The sequence below is a fragment of the Bradyrhizobium sp. DOA1 genome, assembly GCF_001593325.1.
Taxonomy (GTDB): Bacteria; Pseudomonadota; Alphaproteobacteria; order Rhizobiales; family Xanthobacteraceae; genus Bradyrhizobium.
This window is the reverse complement of sequence record NZ_JXJM01000001.1, coordinates 5,643,196-5,667,352: the sequence shown is the minus strand read 5'-3', so window position 1 is coordinate 5,667,352 and position 24,157 is coordinate 5,643,196. Positions and strand designations below refer to the sequence as shown.

Annotated in this window: 21 protein-coding genes and 1 pseudogene; 6 read left to right on the top strand and 16 right to left on the bottom strand. The window is 57.3% G+C overall.

What is annotated here, in order from left to right; all coding sequences use genetic code 11:
- Window positions 1-14: 14 nt before the first annotated feature.
- Together SE91_RS26265 and SE91_RS35590 are read left to right on the top strand one after the other, a co-directional pair.
- Window positions 15-266, top strand: a complete 252-nt coding sequence (locus SE91_RS26265; RefSeq protein ID WP_245318535.1) for a helix-turn-helix domain-containing protein — start codon at window positions 15-17, stop codon at window positions 264-266.
- Window positions 267-1,022: 756 nt separating this feature from the next.
- Window positions 1,023-1,229, top strand: coding sequence for a cold-shock protein (locus SE91_RS35590; protein WP_082813817.1), 207 nt, complete (start codon window positions 1,023-1,025; stop codon window positions 1,227-1,229).
- Window positions 1,230-2,368: 1,139 nt separating this feature from the next.
- On the opposite strand, the gene SE91_RS38305 is transcribed toward SE91_RS35590, so the two are convergent.
- The 3 genes from SE91_RS38305 to SE91_RS26250 all read right to left on the bottom strand — a co-directional run bounded on the left by SE91_RS38305 (window position 2,369) and on the right by SE91_RS26250 (window position 3,987).
- Window positions 2,369-2,767, bottom strand: coding sequence for an IS110 family transposase (locus SE91_RS38305; RefSeq protein ID WP_061849692.1), 399 nt, complete (start codon window positions 2,765-2,767; stop codon window positions 2,369-2,371).
- On the bottom strand, window positions 2,748-3,230 hold the full coding sequence (locus SE91_RS37265) for a transposase (protein ID WP_197489516.1): 483 nt from the start codon (window positions 3,228-3,230) through the stop codon (window positions 2,748-2,750). The genes SE91_RS38305 and SE91_RS37265 overlap by 20 nt, the downstream gene beginning before the upstream one ends.
- A gap of 541 nt (window positions 3,231-3,771) precedes the next feature.
- A complete protein-coding gene (locus tag SE91_RS26250; RefSeq protein WP_156489794.1) occupies window positions 3,772-3,987 on the bottom strand; it encodes a hypothetical protein in 216 nt (71 codons plus the stop codon).
- 735 nt (window positions 3,988-4,722) lie between these two features.
- On the opposite strand from SE91_RS26250, the gene SE91_RS26245 reads away from it, so the two are divergent.
- The gene (locus SE91_RS26245; RefSeq protein WP_061849690.1) at window positions 4,723-5,484 is read left to right on the top strand and encodes a helix-turn-helix transcriptional regulator; all 762 of its coding nucleotides are present in this window, start codon (window positions 4,723-4,725) and stop codon (window positions 5,482-5,484) included.
- A 589-nt stretch (window positions 5,485-6,073) separates the two neighbouring features.
- Here the strand turns inward: SE91_RS26245 and SE91_RS26240 are convergent.
- Window positions 6,074-6,814 (bottom strand): outer membrane protein, encoded by a 741-nt coding sequence (locus tag SE91_RS26240; RefSeq protein WP_061851329.1) that lies wholly within the window; start codon window positions 6,812-6,814, stop codon window positions 6,074-6,076.
- 659 nt (window positions 6,815-7,473) lie between these two features.
- Window positions 7,474-8,253, bottom strand: a complete 780-nt coding sequence (gene mddA, locus SE91_RS26235) for a methanethiol S-methyltransferase (protein ID WP_061849689.1) — start codon at window positions 8,251-8,253, stop codon at window positions 7,474-7,476.
- 1,312 nt (window positions 8,254-9,565) lie between these two features.
- Between mddA and SE91_RS26230 the strand changes: the two genes are divergently transcribed.
- Complete coding sequence (locus tag SE91_RS26230; RefSeq protein WP_245318534.1) at window positions 9,566-11,665, top strand: prolyl oligopeptidase family serine peptidase; 2,100 nt, start codon at window positions 9,566-9,568, stop codon at window positions 11,663-11,665.
- A gap of 835 nt (window positions 11,666-12,500) precedes the next feature.
- Here SE91_RS26230 and SE91_RS26225 read toward each other — a convergent pair.
- The 11 genes and pseudogenes from SE91_RS26225 to SE91_RS26180 all read right to left on the bottom strand — a co-directional run bounded on the left by SE91_RS26225 (window position 12,501) and on the right by SE91_RS26180 (window position 22,563).
- On the bottom strand, window positions 12,501-13,697 hold the full coding sequence (locus SE91_RS26225; protein WP_245318533.1) for an aminotransferase-like domain-containing protein: 1,197 nt from the start codon (window positions 13,695-13,697) through the stop codon (window positions 12,501-12,503).
- Window positions 13,694-14,305 carry a class I tRNA ligase family protein gene (locus SE91_RS38100; RefSeq protein ID WP_283806321.1) on the bottom strand — a complete coding sequence of 204 codons (612 nt, stop codon included), beginning with the start codon at window positions 14,303-14,305 and terminating at the stop codon, window positions 13,694-13,696. Before SE91_RS38100 ends, SE91_RS26225 begins: the two co-directional genes overlap by 4 nt.
- A complete protein-coding gene (locus SE91_RS38095; protein WP_283806278.1) occupies window positions 14,248-15,273 on the bottom strand; it encodes a class I tRNA ligase family protein in 1,026 nt (341 codons plus the stop codon). The genes SE91_RS38100 and SE91_RS38095 overlap by 58 nt, the downstream gene beginning before the upstream one ends.
- A gap of 1 nt (window position 15,274) precedes the next feature.
- Window positions 15,275-15,604: a cupin domain-containing protein gene (locus tag SE91_RS26215; protein WP_061849688.1), complete on the bottom strand. Its 330-nt coding sequence runs from the start codon at window positions 15,602-15,604 to the stop codon at window positions 15,275-15,277.
- Window positions 15,605-15,628: 24 nt separating this feature from the next.
- Window positions 15,629-16,408: a phytanoyl-CoA dioxygenase family protein gene (locus SE91_RS26210; RefSeq protein ID WP_061849687.1), complete on the bottom strand. Its 780-nt coding sequence runs from the start codon at window positions 16,406-16,408 to the stop codon at window positions 15,629-15,631.
- A gap of 22 nt (window positions 16,409-16,430) precedes the next feature.
- A complete protein-coding gene (locus tag SE91_RS26205) occupies window positions 16,431-17,672 on the bottom strand; it encodes an MFS transporter (protein ID WP_061849686.1) in 1,242 nt (413 codons plus the stop codon).
- A complete protein-coding gene (locus tag SE91_RS26200; protein ID WP_082813929.1) occupies window positions 17,669-18,985 on the bottom strand; it encodes a lysine N(6)-hydroxylase/L-ornithine N(5)-oxygenase family protein in 1,317 nt (438 codons plus the stop codon). The genes SE91_RS26205 and SE91_RS26200 overlap by 4 nt, the downstream gene beginning before the upstream one ends.
- Window positions 18,986-19,379: 394 nt before the next feature.
- The gene (locus SE91_RS26195) at window positions 19,380-19,964 is read right to left on the bottom strand and encodes an anthranilate synthase component II (protein WP_061849685.1); all 585 of its coding nucleotides are present in this window, start codon (window positions 19,962-19,964) and stop codon (window positions 19,380-19,382) included.
- Window positions 19,961-21,347, bottom strand: a pseudogene (gene pabB, locus SE91_RS26190) (aminodeoxychorismate synthase component I). The gene SE91_RS26195 and the pseudogene pabB overlap by 4 nt, the downstream one beginning before the upstream one ends.
- 110 nt (window positions 21,348-21,457) lie before the next feature.
- Complete coding sequence (locus SE91_RS26185; RefSeq protein ID WP_061849684.1) at window positions 21,458-21,787, bottom strand: Dabb family protein; 330 nt, start codon at window positions 21,785-21,787, stop codon at window positions 21,458-21,460.
- 122 nt (window positions 21,788-21,909) lie between these two features.
- Window positions 21,910-22,563 carry a GntR family transcriptional regulator gene (locus SE91_RS26180; RefSeq protein WP_061849683.1) on the bottom strand — a complete coding sequence of 218 codons (654 nt, stop codon included), beginning with the start codon at window positions 22,561-22,563 and terminating at the stop codon, window positions 21,910-21,912.
- A 114-nt stretch (window positions 22,564-22,677) separates the two neighbouring features.
- Between SE91_RS26180 and bioB the strand changes: the two genes are divergently transcribed.
- Together bioB and panD are read left to right on the top strand one after the other, a co-directional pair.
- On the top strand, window positions 22,678-23,673 hold the full coding sequence (bioB, locus tag SE91_RS26175; protein WP_061851325.1) for a biotin synthase BioB: 996 nt from the start codon (window positions 22,678-22,680) through the stop codon (window positions 23,671-23,673).
- Window positions 23,674-23,725: 52 nt separating this feature from the next.
- On the top strand, window positions 23,726-24,079 hold the full coding sequence (panD, locus tag SE91_RS26170; protein WP_061849682.1) for an aspartate 1-decarboxylase: 354 nt from the start codon (window positions 23,726-23,728) through the stop codon (window positions 24,077-24,079).
- Window positions 24,080-24,157: the final 78 nt, after the last annotated feature.

The window sequence follows — 24,157 nt, the reverse complement described above, 5'->3', positions numbered from 1 at the left end:
TATGGCATTTGCTGATGCCGTTCCTGTTCTCTCAAGCCCAGGAGAAGGTCATGTCGGATGTCGATGAGAGAGTGCTTGTGCTATCGGAGCGGGAAGTAGAGTGTTTGCGATGGGTCGAGAACGGGAAATCATCTTGGGCGATCGGGGTCATCCTGAACGTCAGCTATAACACCGTCAACTTTCATATCAAGAATGCGATGCGAAAGCTCGATGCAAGCACCCGGACCCAGGCCGTCGTCAAAGCGCGGCGACTGGACCTTATTTAGCCGCGGCTCGCGATGGGCTAATAAGACCATGGATTGCTGTGGCGAAAATGCCAAGCATTCCGCGCTAGCAGCTGTAACTCGATGAAAAAGGGCGCTGGTACGAGAGACGTCGCGTGCTTCCAGGTCGTCGCCCATCGCAATGGTGAGGTCCAAAGCTGAAGAGCGAGCCCGCGTGGCGCCGCCGGCGTAACATGCTCTCCAAAGAGCTGGATGGTGAGCCTGGCCTCGATGTGTGTTCCCTGTTGCGAGCTTACTGGTCGTGCATGGTGCACCGGCTGAAGTTCGGTGGTCGAAGCGGCTGACGTCCCGAAGTCATGGCCAGCCAAGAGCGGCTTGGACGGCGTGGGCGGCAATGAAGTCGGCACTCCCATTCTCAAGCGCGCTGCCGGTAAGTGTTGCCGGAATGCCAGGGCTTGCACTTTTAACCAAGTTCAGATGACTCTCACGAACCGTTCTCAGCCTAGCGAGCACTCTTCGTAGCCCCCCATGCGGTGCTACGCGTTTGGGACAATTGGGGCGACGTGTGCCGCGCATTCAGCCGTCCCGTGAACTAGCTGCGACGGCTGAAGCAAAGGCAAAGGCGTCATCCAGATTATCACGGCAGGACGCGAAAGTTGTTCGCGCCAGCGGAATGTTTTGCAGCTGGGGAGATCGGATAGAAAGTGTCAGGAGCGACGCCGCATCATTTTTGCAGTCGCTCTTGATGAGCAAAAGGCTCTTCGCTAGATCACAACAGCTCACTATGGAGGTGCCGACGTGGCAAAAGGTATTGTGAAGTGGTTCAACTCGACCAAGGGTTATGGATTCATTAGGCCCGAGGATGGTAGCATCGATGTCTTCGTGCACCTGAGTGCTGTGGAAAAGGCCGGTTACACCACTCTGGAAGAGGGAGCTCGGGTTAGTTATGAGCTCAAAGGGGGGCGCTCGGGCAAGGTTTCAGCTGAGGATCTAAGAGTAGGCTGATCCGAGCGATTGTTTGAGGTGTCGACGAGTGCACAGCCTGTCTTGGACTGAGCATAGTTGTGAGGTAGTGGTTAGGCCTTATTGACGTGACCACTCGCGGAACAACATAGAGGCGGCCTACGCCACCCAGATGCGATTGCGAGACGGTGAAGCGTTGCTAACGCGGTAGTGCTGAGCTTTTCGCCCGAAAAGCTCTCAGCGCGCGCCGGTAGACAATTATGGCCAAGTGCAGCGTTCCCGCCGAAACGAGATCTGACTTAGAAGAATGCATCAGCATAGCACCGATCGGTGCTCTGGCTCAGTGCGTTCTCTTTAGCTAGATCGAGAGCCTGCTGAACGTGCTCCGCGCATTATCGCTTGGCAAGCGCCGCTTGAGGCACGGGCTACTCCCGACGGTTTCGGAACATTCGCCAATTGCTGAGCAAGCGCTCTTGCGCGTCCTTTGCCGGCCTCACGATCGTCCCGGTTAGGGTTGGACTTCATCAAAGCCGTCTCCTAAATGGAGAGGATTGTTCCACGCCGCTTATCCTCCGTTAATCAATGAAGATACCGCCATGCGGGAGAGCTTGCGAGAAGCTGACGGGCTTCCGCTGGGCTGCAAAAAGCCACGCGGCCAATTGCCTCTCCGGTCTCGCCGTTCGCGCCTACGATTATCCTAACGCAACTGTCCCGGCGGCTTGACCAACCTTGCGGGGGCTGGAACGTGCAGACGCACGAGAACGCTGCCAATTGAGTTCGGTTTTTCTCGTGATTGACCTTCAGCGCAACTCTATGTGTAGAAGAAAGCCGGGCCCATCATGATCGGCGATGTTGCCCGGGCAAAGTCACTCAGATCAAATCCAAAGCCGCCGCTTTCGAGGAGGTTTACGGGCTGATCTCGGCCGGCGCGGCGCTATCGACGCGCCTACATGAGGCCACATCCGCTGTCTCAGCCCGCTGTGCTTCCGCGTGCTTCATGCCGGTAATCAGAGCCTGGCGGGAAACGTCCTAGTCTCCTATGTCGCACCATTCGAGCCCTCGCTTCTCGCCAACGCAGCCGAGGCGAGCAATCATGCCTGACGACCGCCAAGGTCGCTTGGTAAATCCAGTTGCGGCAAACCCCCGCTTTCGGAATTCCCAATCAACGTCTTAGGAATTCTTCACGGGCGGCGGGTTCCGGCCGTGCTCGGCTTGTTGGTTGCTATCCACTCGTTATCGCGACGGCGTTGTAGCGAGCCGCTCGAATACTCCGATGGCACAAGGCCGAGAAAGGCCATCAACTGGCGGGAATTGTCGAAGCGAGCGAAGTCGCCGACTTCGGCCACCACCGTCGCGGCAACGATGAAGGCGACGCCGCGCATGGCCTGCATGGCCTCTACGAATAGCGTCATCGACCATTGTGGCGCCAACTCCTCGATCCGCTTGGTCAAGCAGTCCAGACGGGCCTCAGCGTCGGTCACGGCATGAATGTAGTGCTGCAGGACGATCTGGCTCGCCGGGTGATCGAGGCGCAGGGAGCCAGCGACGATAAGCCAGAGCTCACCCCATCTTCCCGGCATAGATGCGGCCATGTCGCAGCAGGAAGCCTTGGAGATGTTGCCGCGCCTTGCCGAGCACACGCATCGCCGTGGCGCGGGCTCTCACCAAGTCGCGCATGGCCTCATGCGCCGCATCCGGAACCCACACGGCTGTCGGCTCGTCGCTCCGGTGCGGTTTGGCCAGCATCGCTGCATCGCGCCGATCAGTTTTTACCCGATCCCCGGCCTTCATCGGGATCAGCGAGGGGGCCACCACAATGCAGTTTTGCCCAAGTCCCGTCAGTTTTCGATGCAGGCCACATCCGCAGGGTCCGGCTTCGTAACAAAAACTTGCCTCCCAGCTACTTCGCCAGCTTGGCGATTTAATCGGCGCGATTAGGAATGATCCCAAGTCACGAACTTCCCTGCCGCGCATCGCTTCGGCTACTGCAACCGAAATCGCCGCCTTGTGCACATCCAGCCACACGCAAATGCTATCGTTCATCAGGCCCGCTCCCCATGCTTGAGGCTCGGTGCCGCACCATCCGGCGCAAGCCTCGATAGGAGCCTGCCGCGGGGCGGGCCGCCCGTCACCTCAGATAGCAAAAATGGGGTCTAGATCGGGCCCGTTTTCGCGAACAGATCTCTGTTGCATGCCGAATTTCCTGAGGCGCGAGCTGTGTGCCTTGATCAAGCACTGATTGGCACGTCTCTGTCGGCTCGATTAATTGCAAACGTTAGTAGTTGAGTGGCACGCAAAACTGCGGATGTAGGCAAACCCGGGGCATAGAATTTTAGGCTTCGTGCGAATCGTATTGCGAGATCCTATGACTGGGCCGGAAATGCATCATCGGCCGGCGCAAATCGGTAAAATATTCGGCCGCTAGCGTGCATGTAGCCGTGTTTGCGCGTTCACTGTTTGGTACGAGCACGTAATCCTATTGCCTTTCCATAATCACGAGAGCCCTGATCTACGTCGAGGGGCGTCGTGGCTAGTACAAGCAGTTCTGTCGCGAATCCGACTATGTCGCAGTGCTTCAATTCGGTTAAGACTCGTCAATCTCTTCGTAGTGCTTGTCTTGATGACTTAGTTTCCCGAGGGCGCGACTGGTACGACACTTGCTGTGCTCATTTCGTCCCTTGCAAAGTTCTCGGAGAAGCGGATGCTCAGCATCTTCTACATCAATCGGGCTCCGGGGCTTGCCCGTACCGAAGCGCAACATCTCGCCAATCTCAGCGAGCAGCACGGCGGTGACCAGCATGAACGGCTTCGATCGGTTCGTGCTAAGAGGAGCGCTGGACTTAAGGGAATAGTTCGACGGCAACATCAGCGTTCTCACAATATGGGCAGCAAACGTGGCGCATTCCTTACCCAAACCCGGGTCCTTTGGATCCGGGGCCGCCGTAGGCTTCAAAGATCGCGTCGGCGCCGTCCCCGGCTCGCTGCCGAGCAGCTATGCGCCGCTGTTCGTGATACGCAAGAATTAATTGGCGATAGAGTGAGGACTAACTCATCTTCGCTCGCAACCGGGTCATTGATGGTGGGAACAAGCAGCTGGAGCCGGGTTTCAAGAAAATCTGCGTACGCGGCTCACGCGCCTGCCTGGCCTTGAAGTCTCGATCTGGCCTAACGCGCGATCGAACAAGTGGCTGGTGCTTGCTGGGCGTACCGGGAGGGCCAACAAGGCCAATCGACCTGCGACGAAATAATGGCGAAGGCATTTCCCGCGCGATCCGCCACCACTTGATCGCCGACGGAAGCAATCTGGACACTGTAAGGCAAACCGGCCGGAATACGCCGTCGCTCCGATTTTTCCGATATCGGCAACGCGTGCATGTCTACCTGCGCCGACGGCCCTTTCAAACCCTAGCTATCGCCGCATTCGTGCGACTGCGTTGCGATCTGGAGCATGTCAGAACCGCAACGAACCTCGTCTGAAACAGACCAAATCGAACGGCGCACAATTGCCTTTCGGCCCGATCGCGTGAGGCGCCATATGAATCTCTTTAGCTTCGTCGAATGCGCTGAGCGAACGCAATCTCTCAAAGCGCTGTTTGATCTGCTTGTGAGCTGTACGAGCGAAGAGGGGTTTACTGAGGTCGCTTACGGAGCAATCACCTTCTCGGAGCCGCTTCGTCTACCGGGGTGTCCACCGCCTCTGGTCGCTATGAAGGTTCCGCCTGAGTGGTGCCAGCGCTATCTGGAACGCAAGTACTACACTCTCGATCCGATGGTCCGGCGGACGCCGATGTTTGCGGGTCCGTTTCTATGGGACGAGCTCGCCAAAGAACATCGTCTGCAGGCATGTGAACAGCGTGTACTACGGGAGGCGAGAGAGGCAGGCCTGAAGAATGGTGTCAGCGTGCCATTGTTTGGGCTATCAGGGCGAATATCTGTGATGTCATTCGCATCCCGCTTTGATGATGCCGATCCTCAGAGGAATGTGAAGCATCTCAACGCGCTGGCCTGGCAATTCCATACTGCATTTGCGGAGATCGCAAGGCCCTCGGACAGCGGTTCGAACAGAGTGAGCCTATCCGAGCGCGAGAAGGATTGCCTACGATGGGTGGCGGAGGGCAAATCGTCCCGGGAAATCGGGAAGATACTGAACGTGAGCGAGAATACGGTCAATTTTCATATGAAGAACGCAATACGCAGGCTCGGCACGGCGAACCGGACTCATGGTCTTGTAAAGGCGATTCGTCTTGGGCTCATTGAATTTGCCGAGCCTGCGTTGGCAACGCCGATAGTGGCCTAACTGGGGTCGTCTCCGCTCGCAGGACGGCGCCTCACGAACGTCGTAAGCTGATCTTCGGAAGAAGCGAGCCGCGCGCTGGCGAAGTGACGGCCGCGAGCTCCACGCGATTTTCGCGGCAACTAGGATCGCTACCGTGCGTTTTTACAGTAAATCGGGCGCGGCGTCACACATCATCCAACCTTGCAGATCGCCTTGGATCGTGCCTCGCAGGCATAATGGAAAGTCCTCTGCTGTGATCACCGAACCCCAGGCCATCGGGGATTAAATGCGATCAAGCTAGCAAAAGCCCGCAACGTCGCGGCGTTTGACCTTTTTATGGCGCCGGATCAACGAAGCCGAAGCTTTTGCGCAGATCGCAGTGACACCTCGAACGTAGTTGTGGACCGGTCACACTGCGGCGCCTCGCGCTCGGTGTAGCTCAGCACAAAAGCCGAGACGACCTGAACGGACATGAAATGCGCTAGAGCTGGCACTAAGAAATAGAGGCACCTAAGTGACCTTAGTGACCTTGCGCTCTTGAATTAAATCAAGAAGGAGCCCCGACCATAGGGCCGGGGCTCTGGATCGCTGTTTGGAGGTAGGGAGATCGTTACTTGAGAGCTACGGGCCAGAGAAATTTGTAATTGACTCGCGCGGTCACGACATCGAAATCCTGGCGGATGCGATCGTTCCCAAACGAGCCGCCACCGGCGGCGGTGAAGTTCACGTCGCTAGTCGGCATGAACACATGGTCGTACTCGAGTCCAGCTGTCCAGTTGGGCGTCAAGTTGACCTCGAATCCGGCGCCAACGACGCCGCCCCAACGTGTGGTGTCCGCGCTCCCAAGCTGCGTGCCTGAAGCAACGGAGTTAACCTGATAGCTGCTGCCAACGATCGCGGTGCCCCCTTTCGCATACAGCAGAACGTTGCTGACGGCATATCCGATCTGGCCAGTGATCAGGCCGAACGCATCGACCTTTGTCTGGTTCCTATTGCTTGGAAAAGCAGTGCCGACATTGGAGCCGTTGAAATCGGGCCAGTTGCCCTGGCCTTCGACGCCAAGCACTGTCTGGCCGATCTGCCAGCGATAGCCGATCTGCCCACCCACCGTGCCGCCGCTTGCGTCGTGGGAGCCCTCAGGGGTCGTGCCTGCGAAATCCCACGAGTTATGGCTCGAACCCCAGCCGCCGTTGACACCAGCATAGAAGCCGCTCCAGTCGTAGAGTGCGAACGCGACCGGTGGGGCTGGCGCCTTGGTGTAAACGGGCTGTGGAGCGAGATCCGCAGCGATTGCAGGTGCCGCAGCGGTGATTGCGACGATGCTCGCAGTCATAAGCAACAAGTTCTTCATTTCGAGCTTCATTTCCTTTAGTGGCCCCCAGCCTCGCGCGTGTTAGCAGCGCCAACGCGAATTGCTGTAACTGCGGCGCAACATTCGCTCTCAAAGAAACGACTTGATCCTGACGCTGCGTGAGGTTGTACGCTCGATTGTCGAAGAGCAATGAACGCATCGATCTGTACCAGACGCGCGCGCTATTTCCGACAATGGAGTAGGTGGCTGTGTGTCGAAGCTCGTTGATGAACGCCGGCCGCCCCCCGTGCCGTCGCTTATGAACAAAGAATAGAGTGCGGCACGAGTGCATTTGGACCGGCAACGACAAGAAATGTGCTTTCCTCGATGCTGTCGCATTCATCTGCGAGAGAAAAGGCCGGGGCAGCGGCCGCGCAGTATTGCAAATCGGTCCATGGAGAGCTGCGCGCTGTATCATCATGACTTTAAGGTACCGAGGCGGCCGCGCGGTGAAACAATTTGCTGTACCGAGCCGGACTCATGTGATGCGCTTCTGTATGCGCAGCAGCGAACGTCAGAGTGCTTAAGAAACGGTGTGTCTTTGGTTGCTTCGGACATCCTGGTGGCTGAGACGGAGCTGGGCCGCTCGCGTGCTTTCTAGGGCGACTGTTGTCTGGCGATGCGCCATTTCGGTCGGGTACCTATCATCTATCTGATCCCTATGAGCGTGCTTTGCGCCACGGGATGAGCATACAGGCTTGTCGCTTGTACTGGTGGTACTGCTCTCCGTACAGTTTGAGAAGATCTCGCTCTTCGAAGAAAATCCCGACAAAGATGTAGGTGGTGGTTACGACCGCAAACAGTAAATGCCCGATTGTCATGACCGGAGCGGCCCAGAAGGCGATGATAAAGCCGAGATAAAGGGGATGTCGCACGTATCTGTAGTATAGCGGCGTCCGGAACTGAGGTGCCGGTATGCCGCGACCCCTGAACTTGGCGTAGACCTGACGCAGTCCGAACAATTCGAAATGATCGATAAGAAACGTGCTGGTAAACACGAGCGCCCAGCCAATGAATGATAACATCGCAATCATTATGGATATGTCGGGGTTCTCGACCTGCCAAACAACCGCCGGAAGCGGTCTCCACTGCCAGAATAACAACATGAGGCATAGGCTCGCTATGAGCACGTAAGAACTTCGTTCAATGCTGTTCGGAACATATCGCGTCCACCAATTCTTGAACCACTTGCGGGCCATGCCGGTGTGTTGCGTAGCGAATAGAGCCATCAATAAGAGATTTATGGAAAGCGAATGGATGACCGGCGCGCTGCGCCCGCTATCAATCGTCTTCGGCACACCTCTGCCACTTACGAAGCCGACCGCGTAGACAATCGTGAAAAGGAACATCGCGTAAGCCATCAAACCGTAGAGGAAAGGGATAAATCGAGCCGATCGTATTTGGTAACCTGCTCGTCTCTTAGAGTTTATCTTGGGCATTGATCGGCTCCCGTTTTAGGAAACGGCTCGCTCAAGGCCGTGCCGCACTGATGAACCACGAAAAATCATCTGATCAAAGCCGCGGGGTCCTCCACATCCGTTGGAGATGCCGCCGATATGCGGCGCTGAGCGAATGTTCGATGATCTTCATCACCAGCAGCGAGGCACTGAATGTACCGGACCGCTGGGCAATGCGGGGCAGGGCAAAGCCATGTCTGACTAGCCTCAGACCGGTATGGTGATGCGCAGCTTTCATCGTGAACTCCTTTGCTCCTTTTGCAGTTCGCTGCGAGAAACATCAGCTTCAGGGCGTTCGTCATCGGCCGAGCAAATGGCATGCCGATCGCGGAGGAGGGCGCGCCTCTTGCCTAACGCGAGAACGGGCGTGCCATCAGCGGCTCGAAAGTGGAAATACTGAAGCTTGTGGGAGTTCTGACACCACCGTAGTCACCGTGCAGTGTTGGCAAGATGGGCAACTATGTGACGCCAGCTACTCCTCGCGCCGCGCTTGTTTGAGTCTTGAGACTAATGCGCTCGAGAGCGCGAGTCGGTGCCGTAATACTTCGGACACGCTTCAGAATACAACGCGACGGTGGCTCGAGTAGGCATGTCCGGACTTCCAACGCCTCGCCTGGTCATCGCGATTGATACCGCCAGCCGCTCGGTAGTTCCGCCAGCTTTTCGAAACGCTCATCACGGTTGATGACGCCGGCGGTATGGCGGTGCGGCCGAGCCCTACTGAGCATTGGGAGCGGATCGAGGGTCAGCGGCTGCGGCATTCCGTTTTCACGACGAAATCCCGGTGATGCGAGAAGACGTCGCTTTGAGGCTCTGTCATTATCCTTTGAGGTCTCGCCGTGACGGAGGAGGCGCGGCAGTCGCTCGATCGACTTGAGAAGAGGTCCGCCGGCCCTTTACGGTGATCGCACACGCTCATGGCGGCGAGACACTCCTCGAGCAGCGTCTTGGGCGCTCCGGTCGCGGCAGTTCCGTGTTTAGTGGCCACTGGAGACAAAAAGACTGTTCGCCATGTGCGAGAGCAGCGGCTGCGAAGCACGCCGCGGATCCCGAACCTGCCCGTCAGCGATCCGTTCACATAAAACGGCGATCGGAATAACGATGAGAGCGAGAATCTTCTTCTGATGCGCAGACAGATCCTGCTCCTCAGAACGGCAAAGCCTGAGACGCGGACGTTCTACTGCTATCAGTTAAGGAATGAGCTTGACGTGACTGGCGCGTCAGGTTGTAGCCTGAAGGCAAACGAAGCATGCATTGGCGACGTATCGAAACGCGGTTGAGGTAGGAGTGAATTGTGTCTGAAGCGAACTCGCCTCTAGAGCAGATAAGTCATGGAAAGCCCACGGTATCCGTTCCCGACGATGATCCGTATCTCTGGCTGGAAGAGATTGAGGGGGCGCAGGCGCTCGAATTTGTCGAGCAGCAAAATGGCAAAACTCTGGAGGTCTTTGGCGGAGCCACATTCATGCAGGATCGCGACGAACTGGCTTCGATCTACGACCGGGCGGACAATATACCCTATGTCAGCCGGCACGGCGACCATCTCTACAACCTTTGGAAAGATGCAGACAATCCGCGGGGCCTCTGGCGGCGGACGACTTTAGCCGAGTTTCGAAAGTCGAAGCCGTCATGGGATGTTTTACTTGATGTGGATCGGCTCGCGGCCATTGAACGGAAGGACTGGCTTGTAAGCTGGACCGCCATGCTGCCTGGTAGCTCGCGGGTGATACTCGCTCTGTCACTGGGCGGTAGCGATGCTGTGACACTGCGGGAGTTCGAACTGACTAGGAAGAGTTTTGTGCCTGATGGTTTTATGCTCGACGAAGCGAAGGGTAGTGCCGCTTGGGTCGATCAGGATGCGCTGCTATTGTCCAGCGCCTATGGCGAGGGCATGGCGACATTGTCGGGCTATGCGCGGACCGTCCGATTGTGGCGCCGCGGTGACCCCATCGAACGAGCGAGCGTGGTGTTTGAGACGATCGCCGATCACATCGGCGTCAGCTGCAGAATCGATCGTACCGGCCGAGAGAAGCGGGTCTGGTTCACCAAACAGCTGAATTTCTTCAATTCCCACACATGGCTTGGAACCGAACAAGGGGCGCACATCAAGCTCGACCTTCCTACCGATATCCGGCTGGAGGCGCATCAGGATTGGCTTGCAGTGAAGCTCCGCTCGGCCGCGACAATCGAGGGAGTAATCTACCCGACAGATACCCTGCTCGGCACATCGCTGACCGCCTTTCTCGCTGGAAAGCGCAACTTCTCGGTCCTATTTCTGGCAAACTCGCCGCGGCGAGCACTGCAGGGATTTTTCTGGGTCGATGGTAAGCTTGTCCTCTCCCTCCTCGACGGGCTGCGGCCGGTGTTCGAGATCTGCACGCCTTTCCCTACGACTTGGGGCCGCGAGCAGCTGAGCATGCTTCCCGCTATGGGCCTCGTCAATGCCTGGCCGCTTGATCGCGATCCATCCGAGAGTAATGGTGACCTGCTCGCAAAGATCGAGGATCCCCTCACGCCCCCGTTACTGATGCTCCTGGAGCAAGGCGTCGCAAGTCCAGCCGTGCTGAAGGAGGCGCCCAAGACCTTTGTCGCTGATGGTCTGGTGGTCACCCAGCATGAGGCGATCTCGGTCGACGGCGAGCGCATTCCCTACGTCCAGACAGGACCGAAACAGGAGACTGGCGAGGCGCCCGTCCATATGAGCGGTTATGGCGGGTTCGGCATTTCAGTCAAGCCGTCCTACAATTCGGCGCTCGGCAAGCTGTGGCTCGAGCGTGGTGGCACAACGGTGCAGGCACATCTGCGCGGCGGCGGTGAGTTCGGCACACGATGGCACGATGCTGGACGGCTCGCCGGCAAGCGGCTCTCCCATGATGACTTCGCAAGCGTTGCCGCCGACCTTGTCCGCCGCGGCGTCACACAGGCAAAGCGGATCGCGGCCGAGGGCGGATCGAACGGCGGCATTCTCATCAGCAATATGCTGACGCGCTATCCTGAGCATTTCGGCGCTCTGTTCTGTACCATCCCGCTGATTGACATGCGCCGCTATACGAAACTGCTTGCGGGCGCGAGTTGGATCGCGGAATTTGGCGACCCTGATAAGCCCGAAGAATGGGAATGGCTCAAGACCTATTCTGCCTACCATATTGCCAAGCCCGGGCAAGACTACCCGCCGATCCTGATCGCCACGACGCGGCGGGACGATCGGGTCCATCCCGGACACGCCCGCAAGATGGTCGCCAAGCTTCAGGGGATGGGCTATGAGGCTTATCTCTACGAGCCGGCCGCGGGCGGTCACGGCTATGGCAGGGACAATAAGGATCATGCCGGCTTTCAGGTGCTGGGCTTCCAGTTCCTGAAAAGCAAGATTGGCTGGCTGGACGGGAAGGCGTAAGTGAGCGTCGCCCCTACGATCTTGCAAACACGAGCCCGAAATTGCTGGCCGGATTTTTAGGCGACGCAGACCAGCGCTGGGTCCGAAGTGAGCGCAGGCGTCTCGAGTTCAGTACTTTGGGAACGCTTGTTGGGCGGTGCGTTCGTGCACTATCAGTGTGTACCGCCCCCTAAGCTTCGAGTGAGGGCATCCGATGGGTTCAGGAGGTTTCGCGCATGCAACCCTGGCATGCTTGGCAGCTCCACTTCATCCCTGCTAGATGTGTGCACAGAATGCCAACGGAGTTGTTATGCCCAAGACGCTGAACAAGAAGATTGTACGTCGCGAATACACGAAGACGGATGTAAAGGAACTGCGCGCACACTCTAGGGCGAAGACACCCGTTACGAAGATCGCAAAACTTACAAAGCGAACGGTGGGATCGCTGCGGCAGAAGGCACTAAAGTTAGGAATCCCGCTCGGACACCGCCGCTAGTCAGCGCGCCGTGTGGGTAAATGCACCGCGCGGAAGCCCTCGAGATCGAGCGCATCGGCAGGAAGACGCTCAGCGCCTTCTGGTTCGGCCTATGCACTCAGCGGTCATCCAAAATCCTGGTCTAGTCTTCGCCGAGCTGGAGTTGCTCCTGCCGTCCAGTCCTTAACGCTTTGCTCGGCTGGTCGCCGCCGCAACCGCGCTCATCACGGAAGACAATCGTTGCCAGACGTCGGACGTCATCCCTACCGTTCGGGAGACAATTTTAGGGGCTTCTTGCAACGCATACCGATAGGTGCAAGTCGTCTAACTTGCATAGGTATTGAACCGGCGCGTCAGTGCTAGGCAGAAAAGTGGAGCATGTCACAGTTCGAGTCGGCCGTTTTCAGCGAGCGTTCGTACCGATCTCCCGTACAGCTTCGCATGCAGCTTATCCAATCTCCTTAGTCCCTCCTCAATTAGATTCATCGGATGATAGCTAAAGCACAGGCGTACATGGTGGCCACTCCGTGGGCCATAATGACCGCCGGGCACCAGGTGCACGTCGTGCTCGCAGCGCGCAGCCTCGATGAAAGTCTCAGCCTGAATTCTAGGGGCGAGGCGTACCCAAAACGAGAAACCACCGCTTGGAAGGAAATATTCTGGTTCGCAAAAGCGGCTACCCTGCAGAAGCGTGTGCATGCTGTCCCGCCTGGCACGATAATGCTGGCGTAGTCGCGCAATGTGGGCACCGAGTTCGCCCGTCTGCAACAATGCTAAGACGATATTACTGACGATAGGGCTGACGCCGCCGTCGCATTTGAGGCGCGCCAATCTGTTGATGATATCCGAATCTGCAAGCACCCAGCCCAGCCGCAATCCCGGTCCGGCGACCTTGGAGATGCTGTGGACATTGATGACGTTGCCGCCCGATGGAAGCCAATCAGCTACGCCGTTATACGGCAACTCCGAATAGACGAGGTCCTGTACCAACGCCGCCCCATGCTGGGCTAGCATCGCTGCAACCCGGGCCATATGGGCGCGCGATATCTGGCGCCCAGTAGGATTATGAAATGCTGGTGTCGTGTAGAATATTTTCACGCGCGCATAGCGGCGCAAGGTCGATTCAAGCTCGTTTAGATCGACCCCGTCAGCGCTTATCCCGAGCTGGACGATAGTTGCCCCCGCAATCGAAAAGATGCGCAGTGCACCCAGGTAGGAGGGGTCCTCGGTCAGGACAACATCGCCCGGGTCAAGCCAGGCATCGCCAAGCAACTGCAAAGCCTGTGAAGCACCGCCGGTAAGGATAACCTCCTCATGCTGCACATTATACCGCTGTGCGAGCCCGCTCCGGAGCTTGGGCAAACCGACCGCGTCCGTGTACTGAAGCAGATCGGCAGTCTCGACACCGAAATTTTGGCTTAATGCGTCCGGCCAGGCCAGCTCCGAGAACATCACCGGGTCGGGAAGCCCATATCCAAAATTGATGACGTGCTTCGCACCTGAGTAGTTGAACGGTGCGAAGCCCTGAGCGAGGGAGCCGCGCGTCGAGACAGGCAGGTTCATGGCTTTCTCGTTCATTGATTTTGCTTGGCTTGGTGCTTACGAAAACGCTCATTGTACGTTGCGATAAAATGCGTGGGCACCGCGGCGCTGAGGCATGGAAAGTCTATCTTTGGTGGCAGGCCAGCTTTTGCTGCCAGTTTGTCGAAAGACGGCGGCCATGCTGCACCGAAGAAATGCCGGCCATATCGGATCGAAAGCTCGGGTACCACAGGATACAGTAGGCTCAGGAACAACGAAATCTCCATGGCGTTCCACAGGCCGCTGTCGTCACGCGCAAAATCGGCGACCTCGAAGTACCTATCGACGATATCAAGCGCATCCCAAAATCGGAGTTCCTCGATTGCATCCGCGTAGCGCTGTGTGAGAATGCGTAAACGAGATCTAAGGCGTCTGCTGTCCAATGTGCGGGCGTTGTTGGCACATTGGCGCAATGCATCTTCCCAAACCCGAAGGCGTGATGCCGCCGTGACCAATCCGTCGACATCGAACTCGTTTTCGTCTCGGCCGAATGGCCGCGCAATTCGAGCGAGCGCGTAACGAAGTACATTGGGGTCCACTTCGCGCGCTACCTCGTCGGCCCAAAGTGCATGGTCGCGACTGGTCGAAAACTTCTCGCCTTCGATCTTGTAGAAGTCCTGGATCGGGGGGTTGTGGGAATGGGATAGCCACGCGCGAGCAGGGCGCCGGACACACCGACCGTGTAGTAAAAGCGGTTGTCCTGGCCCATGAAAAACACAAGCCGGGTGCTAGGGGCGTGCATGGTTGATTCTGCGCTCAGAAAGTCATTGGCACATTGCTCGCGGATCCCGGTCTCGAAGCACCACAAGCCTTCAAACCATGTGAGCAGGGTTTGGCCGAACAAATCCTCAGGGTGCAGTAGCTCGACACCATGACTGAAGTGGCGGGACATCGGTAAACCTTGCGCATCGCTGGCGAGCCAAGCTTGCGCTTTATCTCGTATGGGCTCGGGCCAGGCGCTTTGTCCGATGGCTGTGTCGAGCGCCCGGGCAAGGCGGGGCGTATCGAACACAGCCTGCTCGATGCGCCTTAGTACAAGATTGTGGCCGCACGTCGTATGCCGGGCCTTGCATAACGTGTCGTGCCGAATTGCCAGGCCACAGTTCTCACACAGATTACTGTCGGTGGCCGAATTGCATGCCGGACAATTCCCGGCTGCCAGCGAGTCCGCGACAAATTCGTCGCAGTGCTCGCAATAGAGTTGGACACCCTCGCGGATTTGGACGTAACCGGCCTCCTGTAGCGCGCGGAAAATCGCCAGAGCATTGTCCTTGTGGATCTCGCTGGACGTGCGAACGAACACATCAGGTGTGATGTGCACCGCACGCAGGCACTGTAGGATCTCATCAATGTGCTCTTGCGCGACCTCGCTAACGGGTTGCCCGAGCTTTCGCGCCTTTACGAGCGTATACGTGCCGTGCTCATCGGCGCCCGTGATGTAATGCGCGCGATGGCCGGCCATCCGTTGAAAGCGCACGAAGATGTCGGCGAGCAAGTACACGCCGCCGATGTGACCGAGATGCAATTTGCCGTTAGGGCAGGGGGGAGCTGGACACACGAAATAGGTGCGCATGTCAATCCCACCAGATAGCCAGGAATTTCAGGGTGTTCTCCTGGCTGAGATTGCGGATAGCGTGCGTCTGATGTGGTGGCATGTAGAATAAAGTCATGTCCTTCACCGAGCGAGTCTGACCGCCAGCTTCGAATTCTCCCTCACCTGAGATCAGCACCCACAATTCGTGCTCATGGTGCGCGTGCAGATCGACCGCGCCACCGGGGACGACCTCAACAACCGAGGTACCAAATTCGGGGCTGAGATCATCCGGCAAATGCTCCAGCAAGCGACAAACCAGCACGCCATATTCGGTTCGCATCAGGGAGCGATCGATCTGCTTCGTATACACGTGGTCTTTCCTTATGAGTTGCGATCACTCGCGATAGAATATGCCGTTAGGCGCTTTCAGATCTTCAAGCTCAGATACCTTGCCCTCAGGTGGGTTATAGGCACGCTTCATACGGTTGTATTCGGCACGATCAGGCCCCCCCGTGGATGCGCGCTGGAACACCAAATAGAGCGTGCGACGAGAGCGATCGCTCTTGTTCGGTAGTGAGTAGTGCGGCGCGTAGTCGTCGAAAATAAACACGTCGCCGGCCTTCCACGGTACCGGTTCCCATTCAAAGCTCTCGGCCACTTCCGGGTTGATGACGCCGCCCGCATCCATGGGAAAAACACCCTCTTTATGACGCCCCGGAGTGAAGAACAGACCTCCATTGTCGGAATCCGAATCATCGATAGCGATGGCTGCTATGGCATGCACCATTCGCTCCGGGAGCTTGTGGGGGATATGATATATGTCCTGATGTGGGCGGTACCCGCCGCTATCAGGATACTTAAAGATCAGCAGCTCTTTGAGCATCCGCGTGTCTTCATCGAGTAACTTCTCGATCGCGCTGACGATGCGACCGTCGGCAAGGAGCGTCTGGCGTAGAGCGTCATGGTATTCCAAGAAATTTTCGACCTTTGAGATGATCTTGCGATCATCACCGGTCTTCTCGAACCACATCATCCATTTGTCGACGCTTACGTCCCAGCGCGAGACGTCGTCTACGAAATCAGAAATCCTGTCGCGCGTAGGTGGATCGAAAAAGCTTTCAAGCCGAAGATATCCATCCTGATGCCATTTCGCCTTTTGTGCGTCGGTCAGCATTTTGCGAGCTCCTTTTTTAAGGCTACAGAGAGCCAATTCTTGCCTTTGGGCGGAGTGTGGTCGCCAGCACTCCGTTGAAGGCAGTCCCACCCAATAGCGTGAGCAACATCGCATCGGGGCCAAATTCGCGGATCAACTGCCCTCCAAGGAACGGAAAGCCAAACAACCCGAGAAAATAGGCTAAGGTGAAGATCTGTGAGGTAACTGGTACGGAGAGCCCACGCTCGCCAGCGAGATTGACGGCCATTCCGTTAAGGGTGGAATAGCTGAGCCCGTAGCCTGTGGCGAAGATTGTGGCGGCCAGGATGTAGATCAAACTGTCCTCAGTATTGACAATTAACAACGCCAAAGAGGCGCCGGTTGCGATAAAGAGCGTGAGCGCAAGCCTGTGTACAGGCACTCGGTCCAGCAGATGGGCGACAGAAAACCGGAGCGCCACGCTGGTAAGGGTGAATACCAGGAAGAAGAGGTCGGGATTGAGCTGACGTGATGCCGCATAGGCGCTCTGATAGGTTGACAGCCCCGAGAAGATACAGGCCGCGACCACGATCATGACAATCGGTGCGGCCGTCGCGTGTCGAAGCAGAGCGACAGTCGTGGCCAAGGTGACCTCGATGTGCGGCATAGATACTGAGGGCATGCTCAACATGGCACGTCGCGCCACGCCTAGGCAGATGGCTGCGATGACGCAGGCGATCGCGAACAGTACGTACATGATCGCCATTGAGCCTGTATATGCTGCCAAAAGGTAGCCGAGCGGAGTTGCTAGGCCAAGGCCGGCCATCTGCGCGCCAGACAAGATCGTCAGATGTTGGATACGCGCCGTCGGGTGTAGATGGCGGATGATCTGCAGCGGCGATAGGATGAACAATACGGACCACCCCACGCCAACGAGCATGCCGCCGGCATAGGCGATTCGTTTGTCGACGACTGCAGCGGCAAAGGCTGCCATGGCCAGCGCCATCACGATCGAGGCGGCAGCTATCGTCGGCATAATTCCAACACGCTGAGCCAGGCGACCTGCCAGGCAGCAACACACGAGTGTTGTAACCATGCCACTTGAAATTATGGAGCCCGCGACGTCATGCTCCATGCCGAGAATTTCCATATACTCCGGCAATATGAAGCTCGTGCCATAGGCTGCAGCAATGACGCTCGATGCGAGCAGAAATGGTCCGGAAGCGCGGTAAGGTAGTCTGCAAGCGAGGCGGTCTGCAGCTGCAGGGGGGGCGATACGCAAGATAGAGGACCGTGCCGTGTTCATGTGATCACGCCCATCTTTTCTGCCATTGTCATTGCATCGAACACGGCGTTCTGCTCGGCCGGACTCTCGTAGCCGCCGAGGAGTTGCCCCGATTGATCGACATAGAATGGCTGTCCGAGGAGGCTGTTGATAATGAGGCTATTGCGGTAAGCCACCAGCGACAGGTTTGCGCTCTGTAATCCGTGCTGGAGACGGCTTTGATTCTGCAAATAGACCGGTCCTGGCATGTTCTGCGTGAAGCTGACGGAGTAGTCAGGGCCGAGCACGGGCAGGTTGTCCTCCATGAGCGCGTTGCTGAGGAGCGACCGCAAAAAGAGGGGAGTGCGCGGCTGAAAGCCCGTAGCGAGGACTATGCGATCAACGACGATCCTGTCATGCTGCTGCTTCGTGAGACCGGTCAGATCTACTTGCCAGCGCTTGTTGAGCGGCGTGATGTGCTTGACGGCGACACTGGGGAGTAAATGGAAACTCTCAGACAATGCACCTTCCACCGCGCGTTCATACAGAACGTCATAGAGCCGATTGCACAATTCGGCTGAAATGCCATCGCTTGTCAGCTTTTCATTGTCGATGATGGCACGGCGGTGCTGAAGCGGCAGGGCGTGAAAGCGCCGGCTGTAACGGGGCATATAGGCCTCGTTGACGAAACTGGTATCGTCCATCGCAAACAGGTTTGAGCGCGAGGTGACCCAGGTTATCCGAGGAGAATCGGCGCGATTGAGCATGTGCTCGGCAATCTCCGCGCCGCTCTGACCACCTCCCACAATGAGCACATGCTCGTCCGGTCGAGGTGAGCCACAGCCAAGATAGTCGGCCGCATGGTAAACGCTGTCGCCAACGTAGGCTTTAGCGCACGGGGGGATCTTTGGCTCGATGCCAATTGCTACCACCACGGCGCGTGCCAGGTGTGAAGTTGTGCTCGTACTGACGTGATAGGCGTCCCCGAAGGGGGCAACGTCTAAGACTTCTTCGTTGAAGCGGACCGTGCCGAGTTGACGTGCGACCCACCGATAATAGTCAGTGAACTCCCGCCGAGAAGTCGAGCCGTTGCGTTTGTTGATGAAACTGTAGAGCCGCCCGTGGTGTGCGAGGTAATTGAGGAAAGAATAGGGACTGGTAGGGCTTACCAAGGTCACGCAATCCTTGAACGGCGATACTTGTAGGCGGCTGTTTGGAAGCGCCATCCCCGGATGCCAGCAGAATGCTTCGCGTTTCTCCAGGAATAGTGCGCGTAGAGGTGTCGGTTCAATCAGCGCTGCTAGGCTGAGATTGAACGGACCGATTCCGACGCCGATGACATCCAACGTATCCACGAAGTTCTCTCTCACGCTTTTGTAAGGTCCCGCTTGAGGAAGATTGTCAGTTGCAGCGTATGAAAGCCTACAATCTGACGCTGCGTGAGATGCAAGATGTTTTGTCGTCCTCCGTATCGAATGTTTTGAGTTAGGTGCCGCCTCTCCTCGCCGACTGCGTCTCACACACGGACGAATCTGATCGACGGCGAAAAGACATAGATCGGCATAAAGCCATGCCAGGACATGTATAGTCACCAGCCGCGCGCAAGCGATGTAAACGACTGTCGCATCTGCTGAAAGCGTTATCTATGGGTGGCTCGCGGACACAGCTTGCTGAGAATGCGGTACGACTTGAGGTGTTGCGGCTGCCGCCATCTGAGTGAGGCGAGGCGTGCGATAGAAAAGCCTACCGTCAGGCTCGAAAGCTCTTTGCTAGTCGCAAAAAGTTCTTCAGCAGAGCATCCCCTTGTGGGGTCAGGATCGATTCGGGATGAAACTGGACGCCAAAGGTCGGTTGATCGCGATGCGCAATGGCCATGATCTCGCCCTCGTCCGAGCGTGCCGTTACCATGAGGTGTGAGGTGTGTGACTGATCGATCTCAATAATTAGGGAATGGTAGCGCCCCACGCAGAGAGGAGAAGGCAGTCCTTCGAATAGTCCTGCGCCGCCATGCGTGACATATGAGGAGCGGCCGTGCATGGGGCGACGTGCGCGTGCCACCTGTGCGCCGAACACACTTCCGATGCACTGGTGCCCAAGGCAAATGCCGAAAATCGGGACACGGCCTGAAAGTTCGCGAACGATCGAGGTAGATATTCCCGCCTCTGATGGGGAGCAGGGGCCGGGGGATATGACCACGGCGCGCGGCTTGAGACGAGCAACATCATCGACGCCGACCACGTCATTGCGAACCACTTCCGTTGCTTCACGGAGCCTGCGGAAGTAGCGCGCAATGTTGAAGACGAAGGAATCGTAGTTGTCGATGATGACGATCAAGAAACACCCGAATAATTTGTCGCAAATGCGTCAAACATGCGCTGTGCCTTTACGATTGTCTCCTCGTATTCGGCCGCTGGATCCGACATCGCCGTGACCCCGCCGCCTGCGTGAAACACAGCCAAGCCGCCATCGATCGTGACAGTGCGGATTGCTATCCATGTAGCCGTTGAATGCGATGAAGCCGATCGCCCCGCAATAGACCTTACGTGCCACCCGCTCGATTCCAGTAATAATTTCCATCGATCTCACCTTCGGTGCTCCAGTAATGGAGCCGCCCGGAAAGCAAGCGCGAAGGAGGGCAACTGCATCTTGGCTTTCTTTCAGTTCACCCGTAACGACCGACACGAGGTGGTGCACCGAGGCGAAGGATTCGAGAGTGCACAGCGCCGTAACGTCAACCGAATGCGAAGTGCATACACGTGACAGATCACTCCGCAGAAGATCGACGATCATGATGTTCTCGGCACGATCTTTGTCTGAAGCGACCAGGAGTTGAGCCCGACGCTTATCTTCCTTGGGATCAGTAGAGCGCGCGCACGTGCCTTTGATGGGGCGCGTTTCGACCCCTCGTCCGTCGAGCTTCAGGAAACGCTCCGGCGAGCTTGATGCAATGGCGAGAGTGCCGTAGCGCAAGAGCGCTGCAAACGGTGCCGGGTTCAATGACCGCAATTGGCAGTAGAAGGCAACAGGATCAAATGAGGTCGGTAGGCGCGCGCTAAAGCGCTGCGCAACGTTGACTTGAAAAACGTCTCCGGCCTGAATCAGGTCGATCACGCGTTGTACCGCCGCAATGTAGCCTTCGCGGCTAAAGTTCGAGTGCCATGGTCCGACCGCGCCATAGGTGTCATTCCGCGCCGGATCTGAGGTGGCAAGAAGAGCTGCGAACTCATTGGCTCGATGGCGTGCACGGGCGGCTCGGCGCGCGGGATCCTGCTCCGGCCACCCCGTAGAGAAGATCCAGCATCTGTTCTCGTGGTGATCGTAGCTGATGACCACGTCATAAAAATGCAGAATGGATTGAAACGAGCGGTGTTCGGACGCTGCCGGAACTGGCAATCGCTCCAACGTCCTGTTCAGGTCGTAGCTAAAGTATCCGGCCGCCCCGCCTTGAAATGGCGGCAGATCAGGGCGACGCTCTTGCGGATAGTTAGCAAGTAGGGTGCGAAGGACGTCCCATGGATCACGCTCAACACCCTCTCCGTTCCAACTTGCCCGTCCGTCCGCAACCATATAGGTGCCGAACGGATCGCAGGTCAGATAAGAGTAACGCCCTAGGATCCCGTGGCTTGCTGCGCTGTCAAGAAATGTAAGATGGAGGCGGCGGGCGAGGCGCCGCATGGCCGTGACAGGGGCAATCCATTGCAGTTCCTGGACATGCATTAGCTATCAGTCACCAGCGAGTGGTATTCGCGCGCTTCCGATTGTGGCCCGACAGGCGAGAGCGAGGGTCGATCGGAGACAAGCTCGTGAGACCGGCGGTCAGCTTAGCCTCAGCCAGCAGAGACCGCGCGCCGAGTGAGGAGCCGGACATCGGTCGATACACAGTAGTCTACCGCGAACCGCAGTTCGCGCAGCGGCCGTACTCGCCTGATCGATTCCTGGTAAAGATCATGCGCCTTGTAGGCTGCGAGTTCCGCCTCGCTCTCGAACTCACCATAAACGATGACGTCAATCTCGTTGCCGAGCTGGTCGCTCTTGCGGTTACGAGCAACCTCCAGCCGGCTTGCATGCGGGATATTTTTGAGAACCGATAATCCTTCGATGATCCTGTCAATGTGCGCCTCATCCTTGGCGGTGAACAGAACGATGTGACGGATCATGGTTGGCTCTGGGAGTGCTATTTGAGATGGGGCGCATAACTAGCTTGGGATCGTGCGCCGCGCAATGCAACTCTGCCGCATCGTTGCTTGATGATAAATTGTGCGCTGTTGCACTCCGCAACTTACCTTGGCATGGGTGTTTCTTGATCAAGAGGAAGGGCCAAGCGCTCAATGGTTTGAATGTGACGCGCGAGCAGGTTACAGGCTTGATCAAGGTTGCGCCCTCGCAAGGCCTGCAAGATGAGGCGGTGATCTTGGTTGGACCGTGGGCGCCAGCCGGCCGTCCGCGCCATCGCGAACACTAGCCTAGAGTTCGCAAGTTGTAGTTCATCAAGGCTGGCGAGCAGTCGCGGCACCGCACAGGGTGCAACCAGAGCATAATGAAAGGCCCGGTTGGCCATCTCAAAATCCTCAATGGTTTTGGCGTTGTCTCCTTCAAGGAGGGCGAGTTCAATGCGTGCCAGGTGGACCGATGAGAGCTTTGGAGCTGCATTGCGTAGCGCGACCACCTCCAGCGCAGCACGCATCTCCGCGATCTCCTTGACCGAATTCGTATCGAGCGGAGCAACCCGCACGCCGCGGCGAGGCGCACTCACAACAAGATGTTGAGCCTCCAATTGTCGGAAAGCCTCGCGCACCGGGACGTGGCTCGAGTTGAATTCCCGTGCGACATGATCCTGCCGAAGTGGAGAGTCTGGCTGCAGCGCGCCGTTGATAATGCGCTCACCAATCGACTCGGCGATGCGTCCTGAAGTCGTTCTATTCTCGCCCATCATAGATTATCTACTGGAAAAATGCGTGCGCCCCGATAACACATCGATTAGCATCGATCCAATGTCGCTGACGATGGATAATTTGCGCGATTATCTATGATTACGGGCTCGGTGCTTATGGACGTTTGTGCGGAAGTTGACCAGAAGGAAAGCTGCGAGCTCGCGCAGGTCGGCGGGAAATGGCAACGTGTCGAGGCCGAGGCGCTCTATGGTCAGCCTTTCGCTGAGCTGATGTTTCGAGCGCAAAGCGTTCATCGCAACAACTTCGATCCGAACCACGTCGAAACAGCTAGCCTTCTCAGCGTCAAGACGGGTGGCTGCCCAGAAGACTGCGGCTACTGCTCGCAGAGCGCGCACTACGAGACGGGGGTGAACGCGACCCGCCTGATGGATTGCAGCGATGTGGTCGCGAAAGCGCAGCGCGCTAAGGAGGCAGGCGCGACCCGGTTCTGCATGGCTGCGGCCTGGCGAAGTCCGAAGGACCGTGATCTCGATCGGGTCTGCGAGATGGTTAGCGCCGTCAAAGAGCTTGGCCTGGAAACCTGCGTCACGCTCGGCATGCTGACGCCGAAACAGGCGACGCTGCTTTCCGAGGCGGGGCTCGACTTCTATAATCACAACGTGGACACCTCGCCTGATTTTTACGGCAGGATCATCACCACCCGCACGCTGCAGGACCGTATTGACACGCTTGAGCACGTGCGCGAGGCGGGCATCAAGATCTGCTGCGGCGGTATTATCGGTATGGGCGAACGTGTTGAGGACCGCCTCGACATGCTCGTCCTGCTCGCCAACCTCCGAACACCTCCGGAAAGCGTGCCGATCAATCTTTGGAACGAGGTCAAGGGGGTTCCTGTCGTTGACGCCGCGGAGGCTCCCGATCCGATTTCGCTGGTGCGTCTGGTCGCAACCGCCCGGATCATGATGCCGAAGAGTGTAATCCGGTTGTCCGCCGGGCGGCGCTCCATCAGCGACGAATTGCACGCACTGTGCTTTTTGGCAGGTGCAAATTCAATTTTTATCGGGGACGTGCTGTTGACGACTAAGAATCCGACAGCCGATCGCGACGCAAGGTTGCTGACCAAGCTCGGCATCACATCCGCCCTTGCCTGAACCAACCAGGCAACGAGCGCGCTATGGGCAGACCTCCAAGATTAGGTGAGAAATGCAGATTACCTTGTTGAAAGGCAAAATTCACTGCGCATCGGTGACCGAAGCCGATCTGCACTACGAAGGCTCGATCTCAATCGATCGAGCGCTGCTGGACGCGGCAGGGGTCCTGGTGAACGAGCGTGTTGAAATTCACAACGTTGAAACCGGCGCGCGGTTCGCCACTTTTGTCACCGAAGCGCCGCGCGGCTCGGGTACCGTAGACTTGAATGGGGCGGCTGCGCGACTGGCGCTACCCGGAGACAAAATCAGCATCTTTGCATACGTCTTGCTTGATGAGGCGGAAGCCAAGACGTTCAGACCCCGCATTGTGCTCGTTGATCGAGAGAATCGAATATTGCCGGTTTGATCGCCAAGCGACCAACTGAAGCCGTTTTTCTGCGCGCTGGTCAGAATTTTGCGCGATTTCAAAGCCCTCAGAGTGCAC